Below are 24,622 nucleotides of genomic sequence, written 5' to 3'. Positions count from 1 at the left end.
GTGCTTCACACCGTAGCCATGGACGCTATGATTCATCTACTAATTTCGAGATGAACATCCATATGGGTGAGGTAGAAGAATGTCACCAAAAGCGCTACCAGCCACAGTGCGCCAGCGGCGCCTGGGCAATGAGCTGCGCAGACTCCGCCAGCAGGCAGACCTCACCACCGCTCAGGCCGGGGTGCTCGACGGCTCATCCCAACCCCGCATCAGCAGCATCGAGTCGGGGCGGTACGCGGTGGGCGCCGATCGTGTCCGCGCTCTGGTCCGTAGCTACAGCTGTACGGATGAGGCGTACATCGAAGCGCTCACGGCGATGACCGGCGGTCGGACGCGCGGCTGGTGGGACGAGTACCGCGACATGCTGCCGCCGGACACGATCGACCTGGCGGAGCTGGAGCACCACGCGACGTCGATGTACGCCTCGTCGGTGGTCCATCTGCCGGGGCTACTCCAGACCAGAGCGCACGCTCACGCGGTCATTGGCGATGTTGTGCCCTCTTTCGCTCCGCACGAGGTGGAGCACCGTGTTTCCTACCGGATCAAACGGCAGGTGGTGCTCTACAGGGAGAATCCGACACCGCTGACAGCAATCCTTCACGAGGCCGCCTTGCGCATGGGCTTCGGCGGCCCGGAGCTCGCTCGCGCGCAGTTGCAACATCTGCTCGACGTGAGCGACTTCGAGCACGTCACGATCCTGGCGATTCCGTTCGGCGCTGGCACGTTCCCCAGCGCCGGGACAGGCATCTACTACATGGCTGGGGCCGTCCCCGCCTTGGACACGGTCCAACTCGACACCGATCACGGGGCCGCGTTCCTCGATACCCGGCCGCATCTGGAGAAGTACCGGACGGTTCTGGACCGTATGGAGAGTTGTAGCCTCGGACCATCGAAGTCTCGGGATCTGATCCACCGGGTCGCAGCAGAGTTGTGAGAAGGGGAACGCGCATGCCCGCCCTCCACTGGCAGAAGTCCACGTTCAGCGGCGAGGCGAACGGCTGCGTCTACCTCGCCGCGGCTGACGACGGCTCCATCAAGATCCAGGAGAGCGACGAGCCCGACACCATCGTCACCACCACCCCCGAGAAGCTCCGCGCCTTCATCCTCGGCGTCAAGGCAGGCGAGTTCGACCACTTCGCCGACCTCAAGGGCGACACGGCACCCGCCACCCCGGCGCCGTAGCGTCTCTCCGCGAACCGCCGTCGCTCCTCACGTCGCTCCTCACGTCGACGCGATCGTGGCCTTGATGAGGTCGAGCGCGTCCTGGCCGTACACGGCCGACGGTTGGAGGAGCGCGAACGCCTTGCGGAACACCTGGAGCCGGGCGGGGTCGGTGATCGTCTCGGCGCCGCGGTAGCCCTCCACCTCGGCCCGGTGGTCGTCGAAGAGAGAGAAGCCGTCGCCGGGATAGATACGCAGTGGGGCGCGCGCCGGGACGATGCCCAAGGTGAGTCCGGGAAGCGCGGTGGCTTTCAGCAGGTGCTGGAGTTGGCCCCGCATGACGTCCGCGCCGCCGATGTTCGTCAGCAGAGCCTGCTCTCCGAGCAGTACGTGGTAGCTCCTGCCGTTCTGCCCGATGTACTGGGCTCGTGCCGTCCGTGCGGCGACACCGGCCTCGATGTCGTCGGGGATCTCATGGAAACCGACGACGAGGCGCAGCATGGCCTCGGCGTACTGCGGGGTCTGGAGATCGCCCCAGATGACGTTGGGGTGGTAGCCGACGTACTCACGGGTGTTCTTCACCAGGTCCAGAAAGCTCTGCTGCACGGGACCCGTGCCTTGCTGGAGCAAGTCGGTCCAGCCGCCGTCTGCGGGAGAGGTGGACGCGTTCATAGCTGGATTTTCGCAGCGCGCGGTGGTTCTGTCCCGGCCTTCGGCACGATCCGAAGGACGACAGGCCAAGCAGCGGATGCGTGATCCGGCCCCGGTGCACACCGCGCTCCTGGCCGGTCAGCCGCCCGGTTACTGTCGGGCGCATGCCGGACCTGCCACCCCCCGCCCCCGAACTCTTCACCTGGGAGTTCGCCACCGACCCCTACCCCGCCTACGCCTGGCTGCGCGAGCACGCGCCCGTGCACCGGACCCGGCTGCCCAGTGGGGTCGACGCGTGGCTCGTGACGCGGTACGTGGATGCCAAGCGGGCCCTCGCCGATCCCCGGTTGTCGAAGAATCCCGTGCACCATGCCGAGCAGGCGCACGCCAAGGGGAAGACGGGGATCCCGGGGGAGCGCGGCGCGGAGTTGATGACGCATCTGCTGAACATCGATCCGCCCGATCACACCCGGCTGCGGCGCCTGGTATCGCAGGCGTTCACCCCGCGCCGGGTGGCCGAATTCGCGCCCCGCGTGCAGGAGTTGACGGACGGGCTGATCGACGCCTTCGCCGCGAAGGGGGAGGCCGACCTCATCCATGACTTCGCCTTTCCGCTCCCCATCTACGCGATCTGCGATCTGCTCGGCGTCCCGCGCGAGGACCAGGACGACTTCCGCGACTGGGCCGGGATGATGATCCGGCACGGCGGCGGGCCCCGGGGTGGGGTCGCGCGGTCCGTGAAGAAGATGCGGGCGTATCTCGCCGAACTCATCCACCGTAAGAGGGACGACCCCGGCGACGACCTGATCTCCGGCCTGATCCGCGCGAGCGACGACGGCGAGCACCTCACCGAGAACGAAGCCGCCGCCATGGCGTTCATCCTGCTCTTCGCGGGGTTCGAGACGACCGTCAACCTGGTGGGCAACGGGGTGTACGCCCTGCTCCGTAACCCCGACCAGCGCGAGCGCCTTCAGCGCTCCCTCGACGCCGGCGAGACCGGGCTGCTCGCCACCGGGATCGAGGAACTGCTGCGCTACGACGGGCCGGTGGAGCTGGCCACCTGGCGGTACGCCACCGAGCCCGTCCAACTCGGCGGGCAGAGCGTCGCGGTGGGCGACCCCGTCCTCGTCGTACTCGCCGCCGCCGACCGCGACCCGGACCGGTTCGAAGATCCGGACCGGCTCGATCTGTCGCGGAGTGACAACAAACACCTCGGATACGGCCACGGCATCCACTACTGCCTGGGCGCACCGCTCGCCCGCCTGGAGGGTCAGGCCGCGCTCGGTACGCTGCTGACCCGCCTGCCCGACTTGCGACTTGCGGTCGATCCATCCGATTTGCGGTGGCGTGGCGGGCTCATCATGCGTGGACTGCGCACGCTCCCGGTGCAGTTCACAGCGGTGCGTGACTGAGTGATCGTCAACACTGTGACTTTCACGTGATCTCCGCTGTATCGACTTGTGACAGACGTTGGAGTACGGCTACGTTCACGACCGTCTCAGCAGTCACATGTTCGGAATTCGTGTTCGGGATTCACGTTTCAGCAGTCTCACGGAAGGCAATCGCATGCGCTCCGGGAACGGCCGGCACCGTCGGCCCCGTCAGGCCCCCGCCCTCGTCGTCGCGGCAGGGGTGACAGGCTCGGCGATCGCCATCCCGCTGCTCGGCGCGACCGGCGCCAGCGCGGCCGACGCCGCCACCTGGGACCGTGTCGCCGAGTGCGAGAGCGGCGGCATGTGGAGCGCCGACTTCGGCAACGGGCACTACGGCGGGCTCCAGATCGCCCAGGAGACCTGGGCCGACTTCGGCGGTACGGCGTACGCGCCCACCGCCGACCAGGCCAGCCGCAGCCAGCAGATAGCCGTCGCCGAGAAGATCCTCGACGCGCAGGGGCCGACCGCGTGGCCGACCTGCGCGCTGGTCACCGGGCTCACGGCGGACGACGGTACGGCTCCGGAGGGCGAGCCCTCCGGTGAAGCCACCCAGCAGCCCGAGACGCCCGCCGAGCCCGAGCCCGCGCCCGAGTCGAGCGAGGAGGCCGTGCTGCCTCCCGCTCCCGAGTCGACGCCGTCGTCCGGGCAGTTCGGCCGCGACTCGGCCTCCGGCAGCGAGAAGCCGAGCACCGAGCCGAGCACGGAGTCGAGCACCGGGTCCGGTACGAAGCCGGGTGGGGAGCCCAGCACCGAGGCCGGCACCGGCCAAGGCACCGGCAAGCACCGTGGCGAGGCGGACGCCGGAACCGGCGCCACCGACGGGTCTGCCGAAGCAGGCAAGACGGGCAAGACGGACGAAGACCGTGAAAGCGGCCGTCATGCCTCACGAGGTGACGGTTCGGCACGCGACGGCGACACCGCCGCCGAGGACGAGGCCGCCGCCGACGGCTCGTACACCGTCCAGGCCGGCGACAACCTGTGGGCCATCGCCGACGAGCAGAAGGTGGAGGGCGGCTGGCCCGCGCTCTACGAGGCGAACCGCGAGGTCGTGGGCTCCGACGCCGACCTGATCCTGCCGGGCCAGAGCCTCGATCTGACCGCGAAGTAGGGCTGGTTAAACGGTCTATGTCCGTATCTGTGCAAGTGAGACAAGGGTCTCTTCGTCCCAACTGATGCGGTCTGACCGGCACGTCGCCCCGCTTCCGTCCCGACCTGCGTAAACAGAGGTTTCCTCGGGGCGTGATGGGCGAATCATCCCGGATGTTCCTTCTTTGAACATCCGGGATGTCTGTGTTTACGGTCTGAACCGCTCGCACCGCGGGCACCGTCGACCGTCACGCCGAATCCTGCCGTCGGTCGGGGGGAGTACTCGTCGCGTCAAGCGCCGAAGGCAGGAGCGGGGGACCCAAAGGTAAGTGCCGGTCATCACGGCCGGCTCGGGGTGCAGCCGTGCGCAGGGGGACGTGAAGACGTTCCCGGGTCGCACGGCCGGGCAACTCACTTGGCCCGAACCCGACAGCTCACCTCGTAGGCGTCGGTGAGGAGATTTCGCATGCTGTTTTCCAGCAAGTCCGGCAAGGCCAAGCACCGCCGCCCCTCCAAGGCCGTCCGTTACGCCACGCTCGCCGGCATCACCGGTGCCGCTGTCGCGGCCCCGCTGATCGGCGCCACCTCCGCCTCCGCCGCCACCACCGCCGAGTGGGACGCCGTCGCCCAGTGCGAGTCCGGCGGCAACTGGTCCATCAACACCAACAACGGTTACTCCGGCGGCCTCCAGTTCTCCGCCTCCACCTGGGCCGCGTACGGCGGCACCGCCTTCGCGTCCAGCGCCGACCAGGCGTCGAAGTCGCAGCAGATACAGATCGCCGAGAAGGTCCTCGCGGGCCAGGGCAAGGGTGCCTGGCCGAGCTGTGGCGTGGGCCTGTCCAACGCCTCGAACAACGCCGGCTCCACCGGCTCCGCCCAGCAGCAGGCCCCGGCTCCGAAGGCCGCCCCGAAGCAGGAGTCCGCCCCGCGCGCCGCGCAGGAGCAGCCCGCCTCGCGTAGTGAGACGCGCGGTCCGATCAAGAAGGGCGACGGCGAGTACAAGGTCAAGGCCGGCGACACGCTCTCCAAGATCGCGGACGCCAAGAAGGTCGAAGGTGGCTGGAAGAAGCTCTTCGACCTGAACAAGGACATCGTCGAGAACGCCGACGAGATCTTCCCGGGTCAGCAGCTCCACCTGAGCTGACCCTTCCTTACCTGAGCCCCGGCACGGCGCGCCTCACTCCCCCCGGACGCGCCGTGCCGGGGCTCGGGTCCTGTCCGAGGTGCTGCGGCGCGGGGCCCGGGTCCGCCCGGCCGCCGACCCGTGGCCGCCGGTCCGTGGACCTCAGGACATTCGCGGCTGAACGGGCATTCAGGACTCTTTTCGTCCCAGCGGGCGGGCATCTGCCGACCGCCGACCGGGAGCCGGTTAGGCTCATGCCGCAAGGCCAACGAGGCCCTGCACTCCACGCGTCACATCCCAGAAGGAGATGCTCGTGCCGTCCATCGACGTCGTCGTAGCCCGGGAAATCCTTGACTCCCGAGGCAACCCCACGGTCGAGGTCGAGGTCGGCCTCGACGACGGCAGCACCGGCCGTGCTGCTGTCCCCTCCGGTGCGTCCACCGGTGCGTTCGAGGCCCTCGAGCTCCGCGACGGTGACCAGAACCGCTACCAGGGCAAGGGTGTCGAGAAGGCGGTCCTCGCCGTCATCGAGCAGATCGGCCCGGAGCTCGTCGGCTACGACGCCACCGAGCAGCGCCTCATCGACCAGGCGATGTTCGACCTGGACGCCACGCCCGACAAGTCCTCGCTCGGCGCCAACGCCATCCTCGGTGTCTCCCTGGCCGTGGCGCACGCCGCGTCCGAGGCCTCGGACCTGCCGCTGTTCCGCTACCTCGGCGGCCCGAACGCGCACCTGCTGCCCGTTCCGATGATGAACATCCTCAACGGCGGGTCGCACGCCGACTCCAACGTGGACATCCAGGAGTTCATGATCGCGCCGATCGGCGCCGAGTCGTTCTCCGAGGCACTGCGCTGGGGCGCCGAGGTCTACCACACGCTGAAGAAGGTCCTGAAGGAGAAGGGGCTCTCCACCGGCCTCGGCGACGAGGGCGGCTTCGCGCCGAACCTTGAGTCCAACCGCGCCGCGCTCGACCTGATCCTCGTGGCCATCAAGGAAGCCGGCTACGCCCCGGGCAAGGACATCGCGCTCGCGCTCGACGTGGCGGCCTCCGAGTTCTACAAGGACGGCTCCTACGAGTTCGAGGGCAAGTCCCGCTCGGCCGCCGAGATGACCGAGTACTACGAGGAGCTTGTCGCCTCGTACCCGCTGGTCTCCATCGAGGACCCGCTCTTCGAGGACGACTGGGCCGGCTGGAAGGTCCTCACCGACAAGCTGGGCTCCAAGGTCCAGATCGTCGGCGACGACCTCTTCGTCACCAACCCCGAGCGCCTGGCCCGTGGCATCGAGGAGGGCTCGGCCAACGCCCTGCTCGTCAAGGTCAACCAGATCGGTTCGCTGACCGAGACCCTGGACGCCGTCGAGCTGGCGCAGCGCAGCGGCTTCAAGTGCATGATGTCGCACCGTTCCGGCGAGACCGAGGACGTCACGATCGCCGACCTGGCCGTCGCCACCAACTGCGGCCAGATCAAGACCGGCGCCCCGGCCCGCTCCGAGCGCGTCGCCAAGTACAACCAGCTGCTGCGCATCGAGGAGATCCTCGACGACGCGGCGGTGTACGCGGGCCGCAGCGCGTTCCCCCGCTTCAAGGACTGACCCCTCAAGGGCTGACCCCGGTCCACCGGTCATCGACCCGCCCGTCCTACGGCCGTCCCCGGCCACGGTCCCGTACCGTGTCCGGGGACGTACGCGCGTACAGAGGCAGTACGGCAGTACCAGAGGTACGCAGAGGTACGAGGCCGCTCAACCTCTGAGGGAGGCGGGACCATGGCCGCGAACCGGGACCGGTTCTCCACCGCGACCAAGATCAGGATCCTGGGCGAGCAGACCGCCGCACGCGTCTACCGCTCGCAGACCCGCAGGCAGGCCCGCCGCTCCCGGCTCACCGGACGCGCGGCCTTCCTCGTGCTCGTCGTCTGCTCGCTGATCGTGGCGCTCGCCTACCCGATGCGGCAGTACGTGTCGCAGCGGAGCGACATCGCGGAGCAGGAGCAGCTGACGCGCGAGGCGGCGCAGCGGGTCGAGGAGCTGCGGGACGAGAAGGCCCGCCTCCAGGACGACGCGTACGTCCAGCGCCTGGCGCGCGAGCATCTGCACTACGTGATGCCGGGGGAGACCGGCTACATCATGGCCGACCCCCGGGCGGCCGAGGAGCGCCGCACCGACCAGGGCGCGGCCGACCGGCCCTGGTACTCCAATCTCCTGGACGGCGTCGACAGCGCCGACCGGACGGACAGATAGACATCGACGGGCAGTCAGACATCAAGGAAACCGACGCAGGTATGCAAACGCCCCCTCCGCAGACGCCACGCACCGAACCCACCGAGGCGGACGTCGCGGCGTTCAAGCAACAGCTCGGCCGGCCCCCGCGCGGTCTGCGCGCCATCGCGCACCGCTGCCCCTGCGGGCAGCCGGATGTGGTGGAGACCGCCCCGCGCCTCCCGGACGGCACGCCGTTCCCGACGCTCTACTACCTGACCTGCCCGCGCGCGGCCTCGGCCATCGGCACGCTGGAGGCGAACGGTGTCATGAAGGAGATGACCGAACGCCTCGCGACCGACCCGGAGTTGGCCGCCGCGTACCGCAAGGCCCACGAGGACTACATCGCGCGCCGTGACGCCATCGACGTACTGGCGGGCTTCCCGAGCGCCGGCGGGATGCCGGACCGGGTGAAGTGCCTGCACGTGCTGGTCGGCCACTCGCTCGCGGCGGGTCCGGGAGTGAACCCGCTGGGCGACGAGGCGCTGGCGATGCTGCCCGAGTGGTGGCGCAAGGGCCCCTGTGTGATCCCGTTCACAAAGCCTGACGAAGACGCGGAGGTCACCGTATGACCAGGATCGCGGCCGTCGACTGCGGTACGAACTCCATCCGCCTCCTCGTGGCCGACGCCGACCCCGCCACCGGCGAACTCGTCGACCTCGACCGGCGCATGACGATCGTGCGGCTCGGCCAGGACGTCGACCGGACGGGCCGGCTCGCCCCCGAGGCGCTGGAGCGCACCTTCGCGGCCTGCCGCGAGTACGCCGACGTCATCAAGGAACACGGCGTGGACCGCACCCGCTTCGTGGCCACCTCCGCGTCCCGCGACGCCGAGAACCGCGACGAGTTCGTGCGTGGCGTCCTCGACATCCTCGGTGTCGAGCCCGAGGTGATCACCGGCGACCAGGAGGCGGAGTTCTCCTTCACCGGCGCCACCAAGGAGCTGACCGGCCGCACCGACCTGGCGAAGCCCTACCTGGTCGTGGACATCGGCGGCGGCTCCACGGAGTTCGTCGTCGGCGACGACCGGGTCACGGCCGCGCGGTCGGTCGACATCGGCTGCGTACGGCTGACCGAACGGCACCGCCTGGCCGACCCGGCCACCCAGGCCGACATCACCGCCCTGCGCGCGGACATCGCCGCCGCGCTCGACAAGGCCGAGGAGAGCGTCCCGCTGGGCGAGGCCCGCACCCTCGTCGGCCTGGCCGGCTCCGTCACCACGGTCGCGGCGATCGCGCTGGGTCTGACGGCGTACGACTCGGAAGCGATCCACCACTCGCGCATCCCCTTCGAGATGGTCCGGGAGATCACCACGACGCTGCTGTCCTCCACCCACGCCGAACGCGAGACGATCCCGGTCATGCATCCGGGGCGGGTCGACGTGATCGGGGCGGGTGCGCTGATCCTGCTCACGATCATGGAGCGGACGGGCGCGGCGGAGGTCGTGGTGAGCGAGCACGACATCCTCGACGGCATCGGGTGGTCGATCGCCTGAGTCGGATCGGGGCCGGACCGGGCCCGCTCGACCGGTCCCGCTCGGCCGGGTGGGTGAACCGGGCGGGTTCCAGGGGCTCCTGAGTCGGTCCCGAGCGTCCTCCGAGCGCCTTTACGGGGGTCTTACGGGGTCTCTGCGCCGGGTCCCGGAACGAAGTTCGTGAAGTTCTTCACAAGAGAAACCGCCGGGTTGGACGCACATCACTCCCCAGGGGCCGCCGGCACCGCCCCGGCGCCTCTGTACGGCCGGTCAACGGGCCGTTCCGGCCGTATTGCGGGCGTGTGAACCACCCGGTGGTCCACCCTCGGGAAAGGTCTCAAGGTCCAGCTCACGAGGGGTGCGAAACGTCTCACGACACCACTTGGTTCCCTCGTCGGAGCGCGATGTGGATCATGGGGGCCGCGCAGTGTAGCAGAGGTGCGGGGGGTGCTTGTGAAGGGGCTCACGAGCACCCCCTCCAAGGCAGGTGGATACTCGATGGCATGAGCACCACGGAGCGTCCCAGGATCCTTGTTGTAGGCGGAGGGTACGTAGGCCTGTACGCAGCTCGTCGCATTCTGAAGAAGATGCGCTACGGGGAGGCGACGGTCACTGTTGTCGACCCCCGCTCGTACATGACGTACCAGCCCTTCCTCCCCGAAGCCGCCGCCGGAAACATCTCGCCTCGGCACGTCGTCGTACCGCTGCGACGCGTGTTGCCCAAGGCTGAGGTGCTCACCGGCCGAGTCACGACCATCGACCAGGACCGCAAGGTCGCCACGGTCTCGCCGCTCGTCGGTGAGGCCTACGAGCTGCCCTTCGACTACCTGATCGTCGCGCTCGGCGCCGTCTCCCGTACCTTCCCGATCCCCGGCCTCGCCGAGCAGGGCATCGGTATGAAGGGCATCGAGGAGGCGATCGGTCTCCGTAACCACGTGCTCGAACAGCTCGACAAGGCCGACTCGACGACCGACGAGGACGTCCGCCGCAAGGCGTTGACCTTCGTCTTCGTCGGCGGTGGCTTCGCCGGTGCCGAGACCGTCGGTGAGGTCGAGGACCTGGCGCGCGACGCCGCGAAGTACTACACGAGCGTCAAGCGCGAGGACATGCGCTTCCTGCTGGTCGACGTCGCCGACAAGATCCTTCCCGAGGTCGGCCCGAAGCTGGGCAGCTGGGGCAAGGAGCACCTGGAGAGCCGCGGCGTCGAGGTCTACCTCAAGACCGGTATGGACTCCTGCGTCGACGGCCGTGTCGTGCTCAACAACGGCCTCGAGGTCGACTCCAACACCATCGTGTGGACCGCGGGCGTCAAGCCCAACCCGGCGCTCGCCCGCTACGGTCTGCCGCTCGGCCCGCGTGGTCACGTCGACACCAACGCCAAGCTCCAGGTGCAGGGCACCGACCACATCTGGGCCGCCGGCGACAACGCCCAGGTCCCGGACATGGCCGCCCGCAAGGCCGGCGTCGAGAACGCCTGGTGCCCGCCGAACGCCCAGCACGCGCTGCGTCAGTCGAAGGTCCTCGGCGACAACGTGATCTCCGGCCTGCGGGGCTTCCCGCAGAAGGAGTACAGCCACGCCAACAAGGGCGCGGTCGCGGGTCTCGGCATGCACAAGGGTGTCGCGATGATCGTCGTCGGCAAGATGAAGATCAAGTTCCGTGGCCGGCTGGCCTGGTACATGCACCGCGGCTACCACGGCATGGCGATGCCGACCTGGAACCGTAAGATCCGCGTCTTCGCCGACTGGACGCTCTCGGCGTTCCTCAAGCGCGAGGTCGTCTCGCTCGGCGCGATGGAGACACCGCGCGAGGAGTTCTACGAGGCGGCCAAGCCCGCCCCGGCGCGTCAGGCCGCCGCCCCCGCCCCCGCCAAGGAGTCGGAGTCCGGCTCGGAGTCCGGCTCGGAGCAGGTGAAGGCCGAGGCCGGTTCGACGGTGAAGGCCTCCTGAACCGCCCGTAGCGCTCATACCGACCCGAAAGGGCCGCCCGCCATCCGTGGTGCGGGCGGCCCTTTCGCGTGCGCCCGGCGTGGAAGTTGGGTACGACATGCCAGGCAAGGGTGCGTAGCGGTAGATTTCGTCACAAAGTGCGTGGCCCGTGCAGCTATTTTTGCCCACCCATTGCGTGCTGTCGGGACTGCCACACACTCCCGGCGGTGTTTACGTATGTGTTGAGCATTTCTGGGATCCACCATCACGGAGATCCACCATCACGGAGGTGTGCGCCATGGCCGACGCCGCACTGCGGCTGAGCACTCTTGCCGAGGAACTGCTGGGAGCCCCGCTCCCCGTACGTATCCGCGCCTGGGACGGCAGCGAGTCGGGTCCGCCCGGCGCGCCGACTTTCGTCCTCCGGCACCGCCGGGCGCTGCGCCGACTGCTCTGGAAGCCGGGCGAGCTGGGCCTCGCCCGTGCCTGGGTGGCCGGCGAGATCGACATCGACGGTGATCTGTACGCCGCCCTCGACCTGGTCGCCGGACTCCTCTGGGAGCGCGGCGCCGACGCCAAGGACCCGGTGCGCCCGCTGCGCGACCCGCGGCTGCGCGCCGCGGCGAAGGGCATCGTGGGGATCGTCGGCCCCTGGCCGCCGCCCCCGCCGCCGCCCGAGGAGGTCCGGCGCAGGTCCGGCGCGCTGCACACCAAGCACCGGGACAGAGCCGCGATCAGCCACCACTACGACGTGGGCAACGACTTCTACGAGATGGTCATCGGACCGTCCATGGTCTACTCGTGCGCCTACTTCGAGGAGCCCGGCGCCACGCTGGAGGACGCCCAGCGCGACAAGCTCGACCTCGTCTGCCGCAAGCTCGGCCTGACGGAGGGCGAGCGGCTGCTCGACGTCGGCTGCGGCTGGGGCTCCATGGCCATACACGCCGCGCGCGAGTACGGCGCCCAGGTCACCGGGGTCACGCTCTCCCGCGAGCAGGCCGCGTACGCGCGCAAGCGCATCGCCGAGGAGGGCCTCACCGACCGGATCGAGATCCGGGTCCAGGACTACCGGGACGTCAGGGACGGCCCGTACGACGCCATCTCGTCCATCGGCATGGCCGAACACGTCGGCTCGCTCCGCTACCGCGAATACGCCGACGACCTCTTCGCCCTCCTCAAGCCGGGCGGCCGGCTGCTCAACCACCAGATCGCGCGCCGTCCCGAGAAGGACGAATCCCAGTACCACATCGACGACTTCATCGACGCGTACGTCTTCCCCGACGGCGAACTGGCCCCGCTCGGCCGTACCGTCGCCACGCTGGAGGAGGCGGGCTTCGAGGCCAGGGACGTCGAATCCCTGCGCGAGCACTACGCGCTGACGCTCCGTCAGTGGGTGCGGAATCTGGAGAAGCACTGGCCCGAGGCGGTACGGGCCACCTCACCCGGCCGCGCCCGCGTCTGGCGGCTCTACATGGCCGCCTCCGCGCTCTCCTTCGAGCACAACAGGATCGGTGTCAACCAGATCCTGGCGGTACGGCCCGGCGGGTCGGGCGCCTCGGGTGTCCCGCTGCGGGCCCGCACCTGGCGATGACACGAGTCAGGACAGTCACGCCAGGCACCTGAGTACGGCGAAGGGCCCCGCACCCGGGGGGATGCGGGGCCCTTCGCCGTACCGGTGGCAGCCTCTGGGTCACTCGGTCTTGATCGCCGTCAGCATGTTGAGCCTCGCCGCGCTGCGCGCCGGCCAGAGCGCCGCCAGCACGCCCACCAGGCCCGCGAGGAGCAGGAAGATCCCGATCCGCTCCCACGGCAGGACCAGCGCGTAGCCGGGGACGGACCCGCGGATCGTCTCGCCGATCGCCCAGGCCAGGAACGTGCCGAGCCCGATACCGACCACCGCGCCGAAGAGCGAGATCACCACGGCTTCGAGCCGGATCATGCGCTTGACCCGGCGGCGGTCCAGACCGATGGCCCGCAGCATGCCGATCTCCTGCTGACGCTCGAAGACCGACATCGCGAGGGTGTTGACGACACCGAGCACCGCGATGAGCAGGGCCATCGCCAGCAGCCCGTACATGATGTTCAGCGCGGTGTTGATCATGCCGCCGAACATGTTCCTGATGTCCTGCTGGTCGGCGACGCTGATCGCGGGGTTGTCGCCCAGCGCGTCCACCAGGGCCAGTTCGTTGGCCTCGGTCATGCCGCCGTCCATCGCCACGTACACCTCGGGGGTGTACGGCTTCGCCTCGTGCGGCCCCACCAGGTCCGTCGAGATCAGGACCGGTGAGACGAACTCGTTGGGCTCGTACGTGGCGCCGATCGTGAGCCGCGCCGTCTTGTCGTCCTGGTACTTCACCGTGACGGTGTCGCCGGTCTTCAGGCCCCTGGACTTCGCGGTGTCCGATGCCATCGCGATCGAGTCACCGCTCAGGGAGTCCAGCGAACCGCTCTTCGTCTTCAGCGCGAGGAGCCGCTGGATGTCACCGGGAGTCACGCCGGACGCGGACGTCTCCTCGCCCTTGACCTCCAGATACGAGGATCGCTGCGGGGAGACCGCACTGACGCCGGGGGTCTTCTCCAGCGCCGTGACCGCCGACTCGTCGAGACCGCCGCCGCTGGCCATCGTGACCATGTAGTCGGCCTTGATGTTGTCCGTGGTCATCTTGTCGATGGCCTGGCCCAGCGTGACACCGACGACGGTCAGACCGGTGACCAGCGTGAGGCCGATCGCCAGCGCGGACGCGGTGGCACCCGTACGGCGCGGGTTGCGGACCGCGTTCTGCCCGGCCAGCTTGCCGGCGACGCCGTACAGACGGTTCAGCAGCGGCTGTACGAGCGCGATGACCGGGCGCGACAGCAGCGGGATCAGCACAATGATGCCGACGAGCGCGAAGAAGGCACCGGCGCCGATGAGCAGCTTGCCGTCCTTCCCCACCCCGGCGCCCGCGATGATGCCCGCGGCGCCGATCAGCGTGAGTACCGCGCCGATGGAGTTGCGCAGGACGAGCGACTTCATGGTGGCCACGGCGTGCACGCTGCTCATGGCGGCGACCGGCGGGATCTTCGCGGCCCGGCGGGCGGGCAGCCAGGCGGCGATCAGGGTGATCACCACACCGACCCCGAAGGCGGCGGCGACGGCGACCGGCGAGATCACCAGCGGTCCGGCGGGCACCTTCGCGCCGAACGAGCCCATGGCCGCCCGCAGTCCGGTGGCCAGACCGACACCGAGGACGAAGCCGATGGCGGACGCGAAGAGGCCCACGACCAGCGCCTCGGCCATCACCGAGCGCTTGACCTGGCGGCGCGAGGCCCCGACGGCGCGCAGCAGCGCCAGCTCCTTGGTGCGCTGGGCGACGAGCATGGTGAAGGTGTTGGAGATCAGGAAGATTCCGACGAAGAGCGCGATGGCGGCGAAGGCGAGCAGCATCTGGTTGATGCCGCTGAGCTGGCTCTCGATGTCGGCGGCCTGCTGGTCGGCGAGCTGCTTGCCGGTCTGGGCCTCGGCGTCCTTGGGGAGCAGCGGCTCGACCGCGTCGAGGATCTTCGCGTCGGAGGCGCCGGGCGCCGCCGTGACGGTGGCGTTCTGGAAGAAGCCCGGCTCCAGGTAGAGCTTCTGGGCGACCGAGGTCTCGAAGAGCACCAGGCTGCCGCCCGCGTTGACCGCGCCGTCCTCGGTGGTGAAGACACCGGAGAGGGTGTACTCCTTCACCGGCCCGTTGGTGGAGACCCTGACCGGGCCACCGACCTTGTACTCACCCCGGGACGCCGTGGACTTGTCGAGCGCGATCTGGCCGGCCTCCGTGGGGCCCGCGCCTTCGGTGAAGTCGTACGCGGCGTCCTTGCCGTTCTCGCCGGGGGCGAAGTTGGTACCGGTGTTGGACCAGCCGTTGCCGATGAGCTTGCCGTCCGGGTCGGCCACGCCGGCGAATCCGTCGACCCGGCCGGTGACGGAGGCGACGCCGTCGATGGCGCCGATCTTGTCGAGTGTCTTCGGGCTGAGTCCCGGCTCCGCCTTCTTCCCGTCGGGCCCCTCCTCGTTGGAGGCGTACGAGGAGACGGAGACGGCGACGTCCTTGTAGCTTTTGGCCGACTGCTTGTTGAAGGCGTTGCCGAGGGTGTCGGTGAAGACCAGCGTGCCGGAGACGAAGGCCACGCCGAGCATCACGGCGAGCACGGTCATCAGCAGCCGGGCCTTGTGCGCGAGCACAGTGCGCAGGGCGGTACGGAACATGGTGGGAGTCCAGGTGAAGTGGGCAGGCCGGAAGCGGGCAGGGCGGAGGAGGGGCCCGCGCGGCCGGAGGACGGCGGGGCGGGCGGACGTGCCGCGGTGGAGAGGAGTGGAGAGAGGAAAGGGGGCCGGCCGGTGCGGGGCCGTCAGGAGCGCCGGGCGACGGCCGTCGTCGGCCCGGGTGTCGTCAGCTCGTACGGCCCTTGGAGTCGAAGGCCTTCATCCGGTCGAGCACGCCGTCGGCGGAGGGGTGCAGCATCTCGTCGACGATCCGGCCGTCGGCGAGGAAGATCACCCGGTCCGCGTAGGAGGCGGCCACCGGGTCGTGGGTCACCATGACGACGGTCTGGCCCAGCTCCCGCACGGAGTTGCGCATGAAGCCCAGCACCTCGGCGCCGGCCCGTGAGTCGAGGTTCCCGGTCGGCTCGTCGCCGAAGATGATCTCGGGCCGGGAGGCCAGCGCGCGGGCGACGGCCACGCGCTGCTGCTGGCCGCCGGAGAGCGCGGTGGGACGGTGGTGGAGCCGGTCCTTGAGGCCGATCATCGTGATCACGTTGTCCAGCCACTGCTTGTCGGGCTTACGGCCCGCGATGTCCATGGGGAGCGTGATGTTCTCCAGGGCCGTCAGGGTCGGCAGCAGGTTGAACGCCTGGAAGATGAAGCCGATCTTGTCGCGGCGGAGCTGGGTGAGCTGCTTGTCCTTGAGCGTCCCCAGCTCGGTCTCACCGATGCGTACGGAACCGCTGCTGAAGCTGTCGAGACCCGCCACACAGTGCATCAGGGTCGACTTGCCGGACCCGGACGGGCCCATGATCGCGGTGAACTCACCCTGCCGGAAGTCGACGCTGACCTGGTCGAGGGCGACCACCTGCGTCTCGCCCTGCCCGTAGACCTTGGACAAGCCGGAGGCGTGGGCGGCCACGGCGCTGGCGCGGTGGAGGAGAGGCATGGTCGTCACGGGTGGGGCTCCTTCAGGGGCGCTCGGTGGATTGATTTCATCCTCTCCGCCGTCCGGCCCCGGGTCGTCACCCCTCGTGCCCGTTCCGGTGGCCCTCTCGGGTCGGACCAGGAGGTGGCTCCGTCCTCCTCGGGTATGACACCGACCCCGGCCCTCCGGTATGACACCGACCCTGACTCCGGTCCCGGGTCCGTCCCCGGTCCGTCCGAGATCTGGCCGGGGGCCGTCCCGGGGCCGGTCCTGACTCCGGTCACCCCGTCACCGTGTTGTCACGCTCACGACCCCTGTGCGCAATCCGTGTGCGGGGAGTGGCGAATAGTAGACAGAGAGCGGCGAGTTTCCGTCATATCCCGAGGTCCGTATCAAGACCTTCGTCCTGCTTCCGGCATGTGCCGATGGCGTGTTACCAGGGCTGACACACCCTCAGGTGCCAATAAAATCAGACAGGATCGCCTGAGTACTCGGCCGTCCGAGGGGTCCTCCCGGATAGGCTCGTGAGCCAACGCGGAGCCGCGTACGCCCGGATGGTGGAATGCAGACACGGCGAGCTTAAACCTCGCTGCCCCAAATGGGGCGTACCGGTTCAAGTCCGGTTCCGGGCACACTCATCGTACGTGTGCTGACCTGCGAAGATCGATTCATCCCCACATTCTTGCCTCTGAGGCACACCGCTGCTGAAACGTGCCTGCGGATCGCCACGATCGGCCAACTCGATTGAAAAGTAAAGCTCTTGACGAATAGTCAGCTCCGGGGGTCGACGAACCCGCAGCTCAGAGCCCTTGATCATCTTGTCGAGTGCGCGTCAATCCGCTGATTCCCGGATTCCGCGGGGTGTCGCCGGAGAGGCTCCCGGAGGGGTGCGGAAGCGCCACCGGACGGTGCTCCGGGCCGGCCCGGCGGCCCGCCTCCGGAACCCCTCGCGTCACGATCGAGGAAAGATCCTCCCAGGGCACTAGGGTGTTCCCTTTGCTCCCGCATTACTCTTGTGCCAAGGCCGCGCAGGGTGGCCGCCATGGAGGAGTGAGATGAGGAGCAGCAACCCGGTCTTCTCGCGACGGGGCTTCAGTCGCGACAACGGTCAAGCGGGGTTCAACGCGGCGCCGCAGGCCGGGGGCCCCGCCGTAGGAACGCAGAACCCGTACGCGACGAATCCGTACGCGACCAACCCTTACGCGCAGACGGACCCCCAGTTCGGCGGCGCCGGTCCGCAGGCGCCCGCCCGCGCCGGGGTCATGACGATCGACGACGTCGTGACGCGCACCGCGTCGACGCTCGGCACGGTCGTCCTCACCGCCGTCCTCGCCTGGGTCCTGCTCCCGGTCGACCAGGACAACATCGGCAAGTCGTACGGCATCGCCATCGGCGCGGCCCTCGTGGCCCTGGTCCTGGCCCTGGCGCAGTCGTTCAAGCGCAAGCCGGTCCCGGCGCTGATCCTGGCGTACGCCGCGTTCGAGGGCGTCTTCCTCGGCGTGATCAGCAGCGCGGTCAGCACGTACCTCTCGCCGGGCGTGGTCGTCCAGGCCGTGATGGGCACGATGGCGGTCTTCGCCGGTGTGCTGATCGCGTACAAGATGCGCTGGATCCGCGTCACGCGCCGGTTCTACGGCTTCGTGATGGCCGCCGCGATGGGCTTTGTGCTCCTCATGGTCGCCAACCTGCTGTTCAGCGCCTTCGGCGGCGGTGACGGCCTCGGCTTCCGCAGCGGCGGCCTCGGCATCCTCTTCGGTGTCATCGGCATCATCCTCGGCGCGTGCTTCCTGGCGCTCGACTTCAAGCAGGTCGAGGACGGCGTCACGTACGGCGCGCCGCGCGAGGAGTCCTGGATGGCGGCCTTCGGCCTCACCATGACGCTCGTCTGGATCTACTTGGAGATGCTGCGGCTCTTCTCGATCCTGAGCGGCAACGACTAGCGGTAACAGCCGTACGCGGCAGCGCTGACACGACGGAGGGGTCCACGGGCAGCAGCCCGTGGACCCCTCCGGTCGTCTCGGCTCGGCGGCCGGCCTCGGCCCGCGCCGTCAGCCCAGTCTGCGGGCGGCCCGCCTCAGGTCGTACTCGTGGATGATCGCCTTGGCGTGCCCGTACGCGAGGTCGTACTCGCCGCGGAGCCAGGCGACCTTCTCGTCGAAACGGACAAGCGCGGGGCCGTCGTCGACCGTGCGGAGCCAGTCGGTGATCTCGCGGCCGGTGCAGTGTGGGATACGGGACAGCAGGTTGCGATGGGTCTCTTCGGAGAAAACAACGGACATCGGCGCCTCCGGACGCTTCTTCGCGCGTACTGGTCCTTCACGTCACCGTGCCTGAGCGTTCGCCCGTTGGCAACAGTCCGGGAGGGGCGCGTAGGGTCGCGGGGTGCTTGATACGACGCCGTTGACCGCCGCCGTGGACCGATTCGCCGACCGGCTGCGGGCAGCCCCGCAGAGCAGGTTGCAGCGAGGGGCCGCGGCCGAAGGACTGGCTCTGGCCAGGGAATTGTCCGTGACCGCCCAGCGCGTCGAAGCCCCGGACGGCACCCTGCGGGAACCGCCGAGGATCATGCCGGACGTCGGCGTCTTCGTCGTCGCCGATCAACTCACCGTCGCGGCGGGTGACTTGGCGGAGGCATTGAGAACGGCCCCATCCGTGGCGGAACTGGACGAGGCCGTAAGGGCGGTCGAGCGGGCCGTGGCTAGAGCGAGGCTATGACCCGGTCGGCGAGAATGTAGATGTGGTCGGCGGCGGAGGCTTCCTCACCCGTCGTACCCGCGTTCCCGGCGTACGTGGCGTCGTCCGCCCCGGCGGAGGCGCCGCACGAGAACGTGAGGGCGTACGCCCCCGAGACACCCGAGCCGCCCAGCAGGAACGGCGTACCGCCGGCGCGCAGCGCGCCCGCGAGGCGTTCCGCGGTCTCGCGGTGGCCCGGGGTCATGCAGAGCGTCGTACCGTCCGTGAAGACGTACACGTCGAGCGTGCCCAGCGGGCCGGGCCGGACGTCGGCGAGCGCGGTACGGGCGTCGGCCAGCTCCTCCAGCCGCGCGACCGTGCGCTCGTGGTCGGTGACGACCGGCGTGCGGACCGGGACGAAGTCGGGGTGCGAGGGGTGCCTGCGGCGGGCGGCGGCCAGCTCGGGGGAGTCCTCGGCGAACTCACCGACCTCGCTGACCTCACTCACCTCGCTCAACTCCGGCAGCGCGGGCAGTCCGTCGAAGTCCGCGTAGTCCCCGAGGCTCTCCAGGTCGTCGTACTCCCCGAGATCCGCGGCGTCGGTGTGGTCCCCCAGCTCGCCGCTCTCCCGCAGCTCGGCGAGTTCCGCCAGCTCCGCGAGGTCGTCGTAGTCGTCCTCCGTGGCACGGCGGGCGCGGTCGGCGCGGTCGAGCGCGTCGAGGTCCAGCGCCTCCAGGCCCACGAAGTCGGCCTGGCGCGGCACGTAGAAGGGTCCGTCCTCGGCGCCGGGGCCGATGAAGCCACCCAGCAGCGACGGTGCGTCGGTGGCGTCGCGGGCCTCCTGCGCGGCCCAGAAGGCGCGCGCCTCGGCCAGCTCCCGCTCGCGCTCCTCGGCCAGGGCCTCGGCGACCGCCAGCCGTATGTCCTCGGTGGACGTGGCGGCGGCCGGCGCAGATTCGCCGGAGCGGGCCTGCGGTACGGCGGCGTGGCCGGCCGGATTCGCCAGGAACAGTTCGCCGCGCAGGGCTGTGACCTCTCGCCGCAGCCCATGAGCGGCGTGCAGGGCGGCGACGCCCACGGCCGTGGCGGCGGCCGTGGTGAGCAGCAGGGCAATAGACATGGCGCTCACTGACTTACTCCCGGTCTTCAATGGTCCCCCGACTTCCTACATCAGCTTGTCGTGGGGGCGCACACGTCGGCAGTGCATTACGTCATGAATTGGACAGGTCTTTCGGCCTTACGGTCGGCCCGCCACTGCCGTGACCAGGGTAATTTGTTCTCCCCCAGGCGGTAGGTCACATCCTGGGGGAGATTGAGTCACGACTGGGGCTCGGCGGGATTCAGCCGCCCCTGCCCTACGCTCCGGCTCAGCTCAGCCGCTCGATCACCATGGCCATGCCCTGGCCGCCGCCGACGCACATCGTCTCCAGACCGAACTGCTTGTCGTGGAACTGGAGCCCGTTGATCAGCGTGCCGGTGATCCGGGCGCCCGTCATGCCGAAGGGGTGGCCGACGGCGATCGCGCCGCCGTTCACGTTCAGCTTGTCGAGGTCGACGCCCAGGTCCCGGTAGGAGGGGATGACCTGCGCGGCGAACGCCTCGTTGATCTCCACCAGGTCGATGTCGCCGATGCCCAGGCCCGCGCGGCGCAGTGCCTGCTTGCTGGCCTCGACCGGGCCGTACCCCATGATCTCCGGCGAGAGGCCCGTGACGCCGGTGGAGACGATCCGGGCCAGCGGGGTCAGGCCCAGCTCGCGTGCCTTGGTGTCCGACATGATCACGAGCGCGGCGGCGCCGTCGTTGAGCGGGCAGCAGTTGCCGGCCGTGACCAGTCCGTCGGGGCGGAAGACGGGCTTGAGGCCCTGCGTGCCCTCCAGGGTGACGCCGGCGCGGGGGCCGTCGTCCTTGGCGACCACGGTGCCGTCGGGCGTCGTGACGGGGGTGATCTCGCGCTCCCAGAAGCCGTTCTTGATGGCTTCCTCGGCGAGATTCTGCGACCGCACGCCGAACTCGTCCATGTCGTGCCGGGTGATGCCCTTGAGTCGGGCCAGATTCTCGGCGGTCTGGCCCATCGCGATGTACGCGTCGGGGAGCAGACCGTCCTGGCGGGGGTCGTGCCAGTCGGCGCCCTCGGAGGCCGCGACGGTGGCCGTACGGGCCTCGGCGTCGGCGAAGACCGGGTTGTGGGTGCCGGGCATGCCGTCGCTGGAGCCGTTGACGGAGCGGGACACCATCTCGACACCGGCCGAGATGAAGACGTCGCCCTCGCCCGCCTTGATGGCGTGCATCGCCATGCGGGAGGTCTGGAGCGAGGACGAACAGTAACGGGTGATGGTGCAGCCGGGGAGATGGTCCATCCCCATCTGTACGGCGACGATCCGGCCCAGGTTGTGGCCCTGCTCGCCGCCGGGGAGGCCGCAGCCGAGCATCAGGTCGTCGATGTCGCGCGGATCCAGCTCGGGGACCTTGGCGAGCGCGGCCTGAATGATGGTGGCGGTCAGGTCGTCCGGCCGCAGCTCCTTCAGGGAGCCCTTGAAGGCCCGGCCGATGGGGGAGCGGGCGGCAGAGACGATCACGGCTTCGGGCATCACGGCTCCAGAGGGGCGGGTGCGGTACGGCGGAAGTGCCGTCTTGCGAAGTTACCCGCACGTACGGCCCGGGTCACCGGGCCGGACGTGTGACGAGGGCCGCAGCGTGCCACGCCGAAAGCTGCTAAGCAAGCGCTCAGCAACCTCCGGTGGCCGGTTCGCCACCATGGCCCACGAGCCGCGCGGGTCGCCAGGGGCGGTCCGGTCGCGGCGCGGCCCCGCGTCACCTGCGGTTGGCCCCCTCCTTGGGAGGCGGCGGGGACGGCGGCGCGGCCGGCTCCGTCTGGCTGGGCTCCGGCGCCGGCAGACGCCGGCGCCTGCGGTGCTTGAGCAGGGCCCACGGCGCCCGCGCGCCCGTGACCTCCGTGCCCGCCTCGGCCGCCGCCGCCGATGCCGCCTTCGCCACCGTCAGCATGTCCTCGTCGCGCGAGGAGTCCAGGTGGTCCGTCTCCGGCCACAGGCCGAGTACCGCGCAGAGCGTCGGCAGGACGGCCATCGCGGCCGTCGCGTACCCCTCGGCCGAGGGGTGGTAGTTGTCGGCGCCGAACATCTCGCGGGGGTTCGCCTCGAACTCCGGTCCCAGCAGATCGCCGAGCGAGACCGTACGGCTGCCCTGCTCGACCGCCACGATCGTCTGGGCCGCCGCCAGCTGCCTGCTCACCCGGCGGGCCAGCCAGCGCAGCGGCTGGTACACCGGCTCGATCGTCCCCAGGTCCGGACAGGTGCCGACGACGACCTCCGCGCCCGCCGTCCGCAGCCGCCGTACGGCCGTACCGAGATACCGGACCGAGGCCGTGGCCGACATCCGGTGCGTGACGTCGTTCGCGCCGATCATGATCACGCAGACGTCCGGGGTCCGGAAAGCGTCCGAGAGCAGCAGCGTCACCTGGCGCTCCAGATCGTCCGACTGGGCCCCCGGCTGTGCCACGTTCCGCAGATCCACCGGGCGCTCCGCCACCGCCGCCAGGCCCGAGGCGAGCAGCGCCCCCGGTGTCTGACCCGCCCGCCGGACGCCCTGGCCGGCCGCCGTGGAGTCGCCGAGCATGCCCATCCGGACGGGGTCCGTGTGGCCGTACGCCAGCCCGTACCAGCCGTTGCCCCGGGGCGGGATCGGCGCCGTACCGCCGCCGACCGACCGTTTCGCCAGCTGGACCTCGGCCAGGACGAGCCCCACTCCGGCCGCTCCGATCAGACCGACGCTCCCCCCGCCGTAGGCGGCGCCCGCCGCGATCCGCCGTGCCACCCTCGCTCTCGACACAGTCCGGGTCACCTCCCTCTAGCCGTACACACGCTGTAGCGGTTCACACACTGCAATAAGACCAGCAAGAGGTAATTGCCCCGTAACGGGCGTGGCCCAATCTCTTCCGCGTACGCATACGCTGGCCGGACCATCACGGAGACCCCGGAGACAACGGTGCAATTCCACGACTCGATGATCAGTCTGGTTGGCAATACCCCGCTGCTGAAGCTGGGCAATGTGACCTCGGGCATTCAGGCGACCGTCCTGGCCAAGGTCGAATACTTCAATCCCGGCGGTTCGGTGAAGGACCGGATCGCCCTGCGCATGATCGAGGCGGCGGAGGAGAGCGGCGAGCTCAAGCCCGGCGGCACGATCGTCGAACCGACGAGCGGCAACACCGGCGTCGGGCTGGCGATCGTGGCCCAGCAGAAGGGCTACCACTGCATTTTCGTGTGCCCCGACAAGGTCTCCACGGACAAGATCAATGTGCTGCGGGCGTACGGCGCGGACGTCGTCGTCTGCCCCACGGCGGTCGACCCCGACCACCCGGACTCGTACTACAACGTCTCCGACCGGCTGGTGAACGAGACGCCGGGCGCCTGGAAGCCGGACCAGTACAGCAACCCGAACAACCCGCGCTCGCACTACGAGACCACCGGTCCCGAGCTGTGGGACCAGACGGACGGGCGGATCACCCACTTCGTCACCGGCATCGGCACGGGCGGCACGATCACCGGCACCGGCCGGTATCTGAAGGAGGTCAGCGAGGGGCGGGTCCAGGTCGTCGGCGCCGACCCCGAGGGCTCGGTCTACTCCGGCGGCTCGGGCCGCCCGTATCTGGTCGAGGGCGTCGGCGAGGACTTCTGGCCGAGCGCGTACGACCCGGCCGTCACCGACGAGATCGTCGCCGTGTCCGACAAGGACTCCTTCCAGATGACGCGGCGCCTCGCCAAGGAGGAGGGCCTGCTGGTCGGCGGCTCCTGCGGCATGGCGGTCGTGGCGGCGCTGCGGGTCGCCGAGCGGCTGGGCCCGGACGACGTGGTCGTGGTGCTGCTGCCCGACAGCGGCCGGGGCTACCTCAGCAAGATCTTCAACGACGAGTGGATGAACGACTACGGCTTCCTGGACCACGGCGGCGACACCCCCCGGGTCGGTGACGTCCTGCGGTACAAGGAGGGCGGCGCCCTTCCCTCGCTCGTCCATATGCACCCCGAGGAGACGGTCGGCGAGGCGATCGAGGTGCTGCGCGAGTACGGCGTCTCGCAGATGCCGATCGTGAAGCCCGGCGCAGGCCACCCGGACGTCATGGCGGCCGAGGTGATCGGCTCCGTCGTGGAGCGCGAACTGCTCGACGCGCTCTTCGCACGGCGCGCCTCGCTCGGCGATCCGCTGGAGAAGCACATGTCGGGCCCGCTGCCGCAGGTCGGCTCGGGCGAGCCGGTGGCCGACCTGATGGCGGCGCTGAGTGGCGACAACACCACGGCGGCGATCGTGCTGGTGGAGGGGAAGCCGACGGGTGTGGTGAGCCGTCAGGACCTGCTCGCGTTCCTCGCGAAGGACGCGAAGGACGCCGTCAAGTAGGGCCGGTGCGGGGCGGGTCGGGCCCGGTGCCGGGCTTCGTGAAAGTGGTACCAGCGCGACATCTACGCGCAGCACGCACTTAACACGGCTCGGCCACAGTAGTTGTTGTCGGCGTCAGTGATCTCCGGAGCGGCTCCCGGACCCATGGACGCCACTTGGACACGGTGCCGGTACTGACCCGGCCCGAGTCCCTCGCGGGGACCGCCGTCGTCCCGCCCTCCGGAAACGGGGGTGCGGCGGTCCCCGCGACATCTCTGTCCCCGGCGCTGCC

21 protein-coding genes, 1 tRNA gene and 1 riboswitch are annotated in these 24,622 nt (G+C 69.6%); of the genes, 15 read left to right on the top strand and 7 right to left on the bottom strand.

All coding sequences use genetic code 11. The annotated features are described in order from the left end of the window. Window positions 1-79 precede the first annotated feature (79 nt). Both ACFT9I_RS05085 and ACFT9I_RS05080 read left to right on the top strand, forming a co-directional pair. Window positions 80-934 (top strand): helix-turn-helix domain-containing protein, encoded by an 855-nt coding sequence (locus ACFT9I_RS05085; protein WP_382560893.1) that lies wholly within the window; start codon window positions 80-82, stop codon window positions 932-934. Between the two features lie 14 nt (window positions 935-948). Continuing rightward, complete coding sequence (locus ACFT9I_RS05080; RefSeq protein ID WP_382560890.1) at window positions 949-1,182, top strand: DUF397 domain-containing protein; 234 nt, start codon at window positions 949-951, stop codon at window positions 1,180-1,182. A gap of 39 nt (window positions 1,183-1,221) precedes the next feature. On the opposite strand, the gene ACFT9I_RS05075 is transcribed toward ACFT9I_RS05080, so the two are convergent. Further along, window positions 1,222-1,833, bottom strand: a complete 612-nt coding sequence (locus ACFT9I_RS05075; protein ID WP_382560887.1) for a DUF5753 domain-containing protein — start codon at window positions 1,831-1,833, stop codon at window positions 1,222-1,224. A 143-nt stretch (window positions 1,834-1,976) separates the two neighbouring features. Here ACFT9I_RS05075 and ACFT9I_RS05070 point away from each other — a divergent pair, with 143 nt between their 5' ends. From ACFT9I_RS05070 to ACFT9I_RS05030, 9 genes are all read left to right on the top strand, one after another. Continuing rightward, the gene (locus ACFT9I_RS05070) at window positions 1,977-3,224 is read left to right on the top strand and encodes a cytochrome P450 (RefSeq protein ID WP_382560884.1); all 1,248 of its coding nucleotides are present in this window, start codon (window positions 1,977-1,979) and stop codon (window positions 3,222-3,224) included. 154 nt (window positions 3,225-3,378) lie between these two features. Next, on the top strand, window positions 3,379-4,353 hold the full coding sequence (locus tag ACFT9I_RS05065; protein ID WP_382560881.1) for a transglycosylase family protein: 975 nt from the start codon (window positions 3,379-3,381) through the stop codon (window positions 4,351-4,353). A gap of 264 nt (window positions 4,354-4,617) precedes the next feature. Continuing rightward, window positions 4,618-4,794, top strand: a riboswitch (cyclic di-AMP (ydaO/yuaA leader). Window positions 4,795-4,797: 3 nt separating this feature from the next. After that, on the top strand, window positions 4,798-5,475 hold the full coding sequence (locus ACFT9I_RS05060) for a transglycosylase family protein (protein WP_382560879.1): 678 nt from the start codon (window positions 4,798-4,800) through the stop codon (window positions 5,473-5,475). A gap of 286 nt (window positions 5,476-5,761) precedes the next feature. Further along, window positions 5,762-7,048, top strand: a complete 1,287-nt coding sequence (gene eno / locus ACFT9I_RS05055) for a phosphopyruvate hydratase (RefSeq protein WP_354604105.1) — start codon at window positions 5,762-5,764, stop codon at window positions 7,046-7,048. A 171-nt stretch (window positions 7,049-7,219) separates the two neighbouring features. Then, window positions 7,220-7,693: a septum formation initiator family protein gene (locus ACFT9I_RS05050; protein ID WP_382560876.1), complete on the top strand. Its 474-nt coding sequence runs from the start codon at window positions 7,220-7,222 to the stop codon at window positions 7,691-7,693. Window positions 7,694-7,734: 41 nt separating this feature from the next. Then, the gene (locus tag ACFT9I_RS05045) at window positions 7,735-8,283 is read left to right on the top strand and encodes a DUF501 domain-containing protein (RefSeq protein ID WP_382560873.1); all 549 of its coding nucleotides are present in this window, start codon (window positions 7,735-7,737) and stop codon (window positions 8,281-8,283) included. Beyond that, the gene (locus tag ACFT9I_RS05040; protein ID WP_382560870.1) at window positions 8,280-9,206 is read left to right on the top strand and encodes an exopolyphosphatase; all 927 of its coding nucleotides are present in this window, start codon (window positions 8,280-8,282) and stop codon (window positions 9,204-9,206) included. Before ACFT9I_RS05045 ends, ACFT9I_RS05040 begins: the two co-directional genes overlap by 4 nt. Window positions 9,207-9,688: 482 nt before the next feature. Further along, on the top strand, window positions 9,689-11,134 hold the full coding sequence (locus ACFT9I_RS05035; RefSeq protein WP_382560867.1) for an NAD(P)/FAD-dependent oxidoreductase: 1,446 nt from the start codon (window positions 9,689-9,691) through the stop codon (window positions 11,132-11,134). Window positions 11,135-11,411: 277 nt separating this feature from the next. Next, complete coding sequence (locus tag ACFT9I_RS05030; protein WP_382560864.1) at window positions 11,412-12,704, top strand: class I SAM-dependent methyltransferase; 1,293 nt, start codon at window positions 11,412-11,414, stop codon at window positions 12,702-12,704. 99 nt (window positions 12,705-12,803) lie between these two features. Here ACFT9I_RS05030 and ACFT9I_RS05025 read toward each other — a convergent pair whose 3' ends face one another. Both ACFT9I_RS05025 and ACFT9I_RS05020 read right to left on the bottom strand, forming a co-directional pair. Continuing rightward, window positions 12,804-15,344 (bottom strand): ABC transporter permease, encoded by a 2,541-nt coding sequence (locus ACFT9I_RS05025; protein WP_382560861.1) that lies wholly within the window; start codon window positions 15,342-15,344, stop codon window positions 12,804-12,806. 184 nt (window positions 15,345-15,528) lie between these two features. Continuing rightward, entirely contained in the window at window positions 15,529-16,290 is a 762-nt protein-coding gene (locus ACFT9I_RS05020) for an ABC transporter ATP-binding protein (RefSeq protein ID WP_382561234.1), read from the bottom strand. Window positions 16,291-16,817: 527 nt separating this feature from the next. Between ACFT9I_RS05020 and ACFT9I_RS05015 the strand changes: the two genes are divergently transcribed. Continuing rightward, a tRNA-Leu gene (locus ACFT9I_RS05015) sits at window positions 16,818-16,901 on the top strand. Window positions 16,902-17,324: 423 nt separating this feature from the next. Continuing rightward, window positions 17,325-18,209 (top strand): Bax inhibitor-1/YccA family protein, encoded by an 885-nt coding sequence (locus ACFT9I_RS05010; RefSeq protein WP_382560859.1) that lies wholly within the window; start codon window positions 17,325-17,327, stop codon window positions 18,207-18,209. Window positions 18,210-18,317: 108 nt separating this feature from the next. Here ACFT9I_RS05010 and ACFT9I_RS05005 read toward each other — a convergent pair whose 3' ends face one another. Then, window positions 18,318-18,548 carry a DUF4287 domain-containing protein gene (locus ACFT9I_RS05005; RefSeq protein ID WP_382560856.1) on the bottom strand — a complete coding sequence of 77 codons (231 nt, stop codon included), beginning with the start codon at window positions 18,546-18,548 and terminating at the stop codon, window positions 18,318-18,320. A 103-nt stretch (window positions 18,549-18,651) separates the two neighbouring features. Here ACFT9I_RS05005 and ACFT9I_RS05000 point away from each other — a divergent pair, with 103 nt between their 5' ends. Then, window positions 18,652-18,984: a hypothetical protein gene (locus ACFT9I_RS05000; RefSeq protein ID WP_382560853.1), complete on the top strand. Its 333-nt coding sequence runs from the start codon at window positions 18,652-18,654 to the stop codon at window positions 18,982-18,984. Here the strand turns inward: ACFT9I_RS05000 and ACFT9I_RS04995 are convergent. The 3 genes from ACFT9I_RS04995 to ACFT9I_RS04985 all read right to left on the bottom strand — a co-directional run bounded on the left by ACFT9I_RS04995 (window position 18,968) and on the right by ACFT9I_RS04985 (window position 22,773). Next, on the bottom strand, window positions 18,968-20,062 hold the full coding sequence (locus tag ACFT9I_RS04995; RefSeq protein WP_382560850.1) for a hypothetical protein: 1,095 nt from the start codon (window positions 20,060-20,062) through the stop codon (window positions 18,968-18,970). The two genes, ACFT9I_RS05000 and ACFT9I_RS04995, sit on opposite strands and share 17 nt — an antisense overlap. 247 nt (window positions 20,063-20,309) lie before the next feature. Next, window positions 20,310-21,530 (bottom strand): acetyl-CoA C-acetyltransferase, encoded by a 1,221-nt coding sequence (locus ACFT9I_RS04990; protein WP_382560848.1) that lies wholly within the window; start codon window positions 21,528-21,530, stop codon window positions 20,310-20,312. A gap of 223 nt (window positions 21,531-21,753) precedes the next feature. Next, window positions 21,754-22,773 carry an SGNH/GDSL hydrolase family protein gene (locus ACFT9I_RS04985; protein WP_382561233.1) on the bottom strand — a complete coding sequence of 340 codons (1,020 nt, stop codon included), beginning with the start codon at window positions 22,771-22,773 and terminating at the stop codon, window positions 21,754-21,756. Window positions 22,774-22,944: 171 nt separating this feature from the next. Here ACFT9I_RS04985 and ACFT9I_RS04980 point away from each other — a divergent pair, with 171 nt between their 5' ends. Next, window positions 22,945-24,351, top strand: coding sequence for a cystathionine beta-synthase (locus ACFT9I_RS04980; RefSeq protein WP_382560846.1), 1,407 nt, complete (start codon window positions 22,945-22,947; stop codon window positions 24,349-24,351). Window positions 24,352-24,622: the final 271 nt, after the last annotated feature.

Origin of the sequence: Streptomyces sp. NPDC057137 (assembly GCF_042670825.1) — a bacterium.
Classification (GTDB): Bacteria; Actinomycetota; Actinomycetes; order Streptomycetales; family Streptomycetaceae; genus Streptomyces.
Note: the sequence above shows the minus strand (reverse complement) of the source record. Positions and strands in the feature narration are given on the sequence as shown.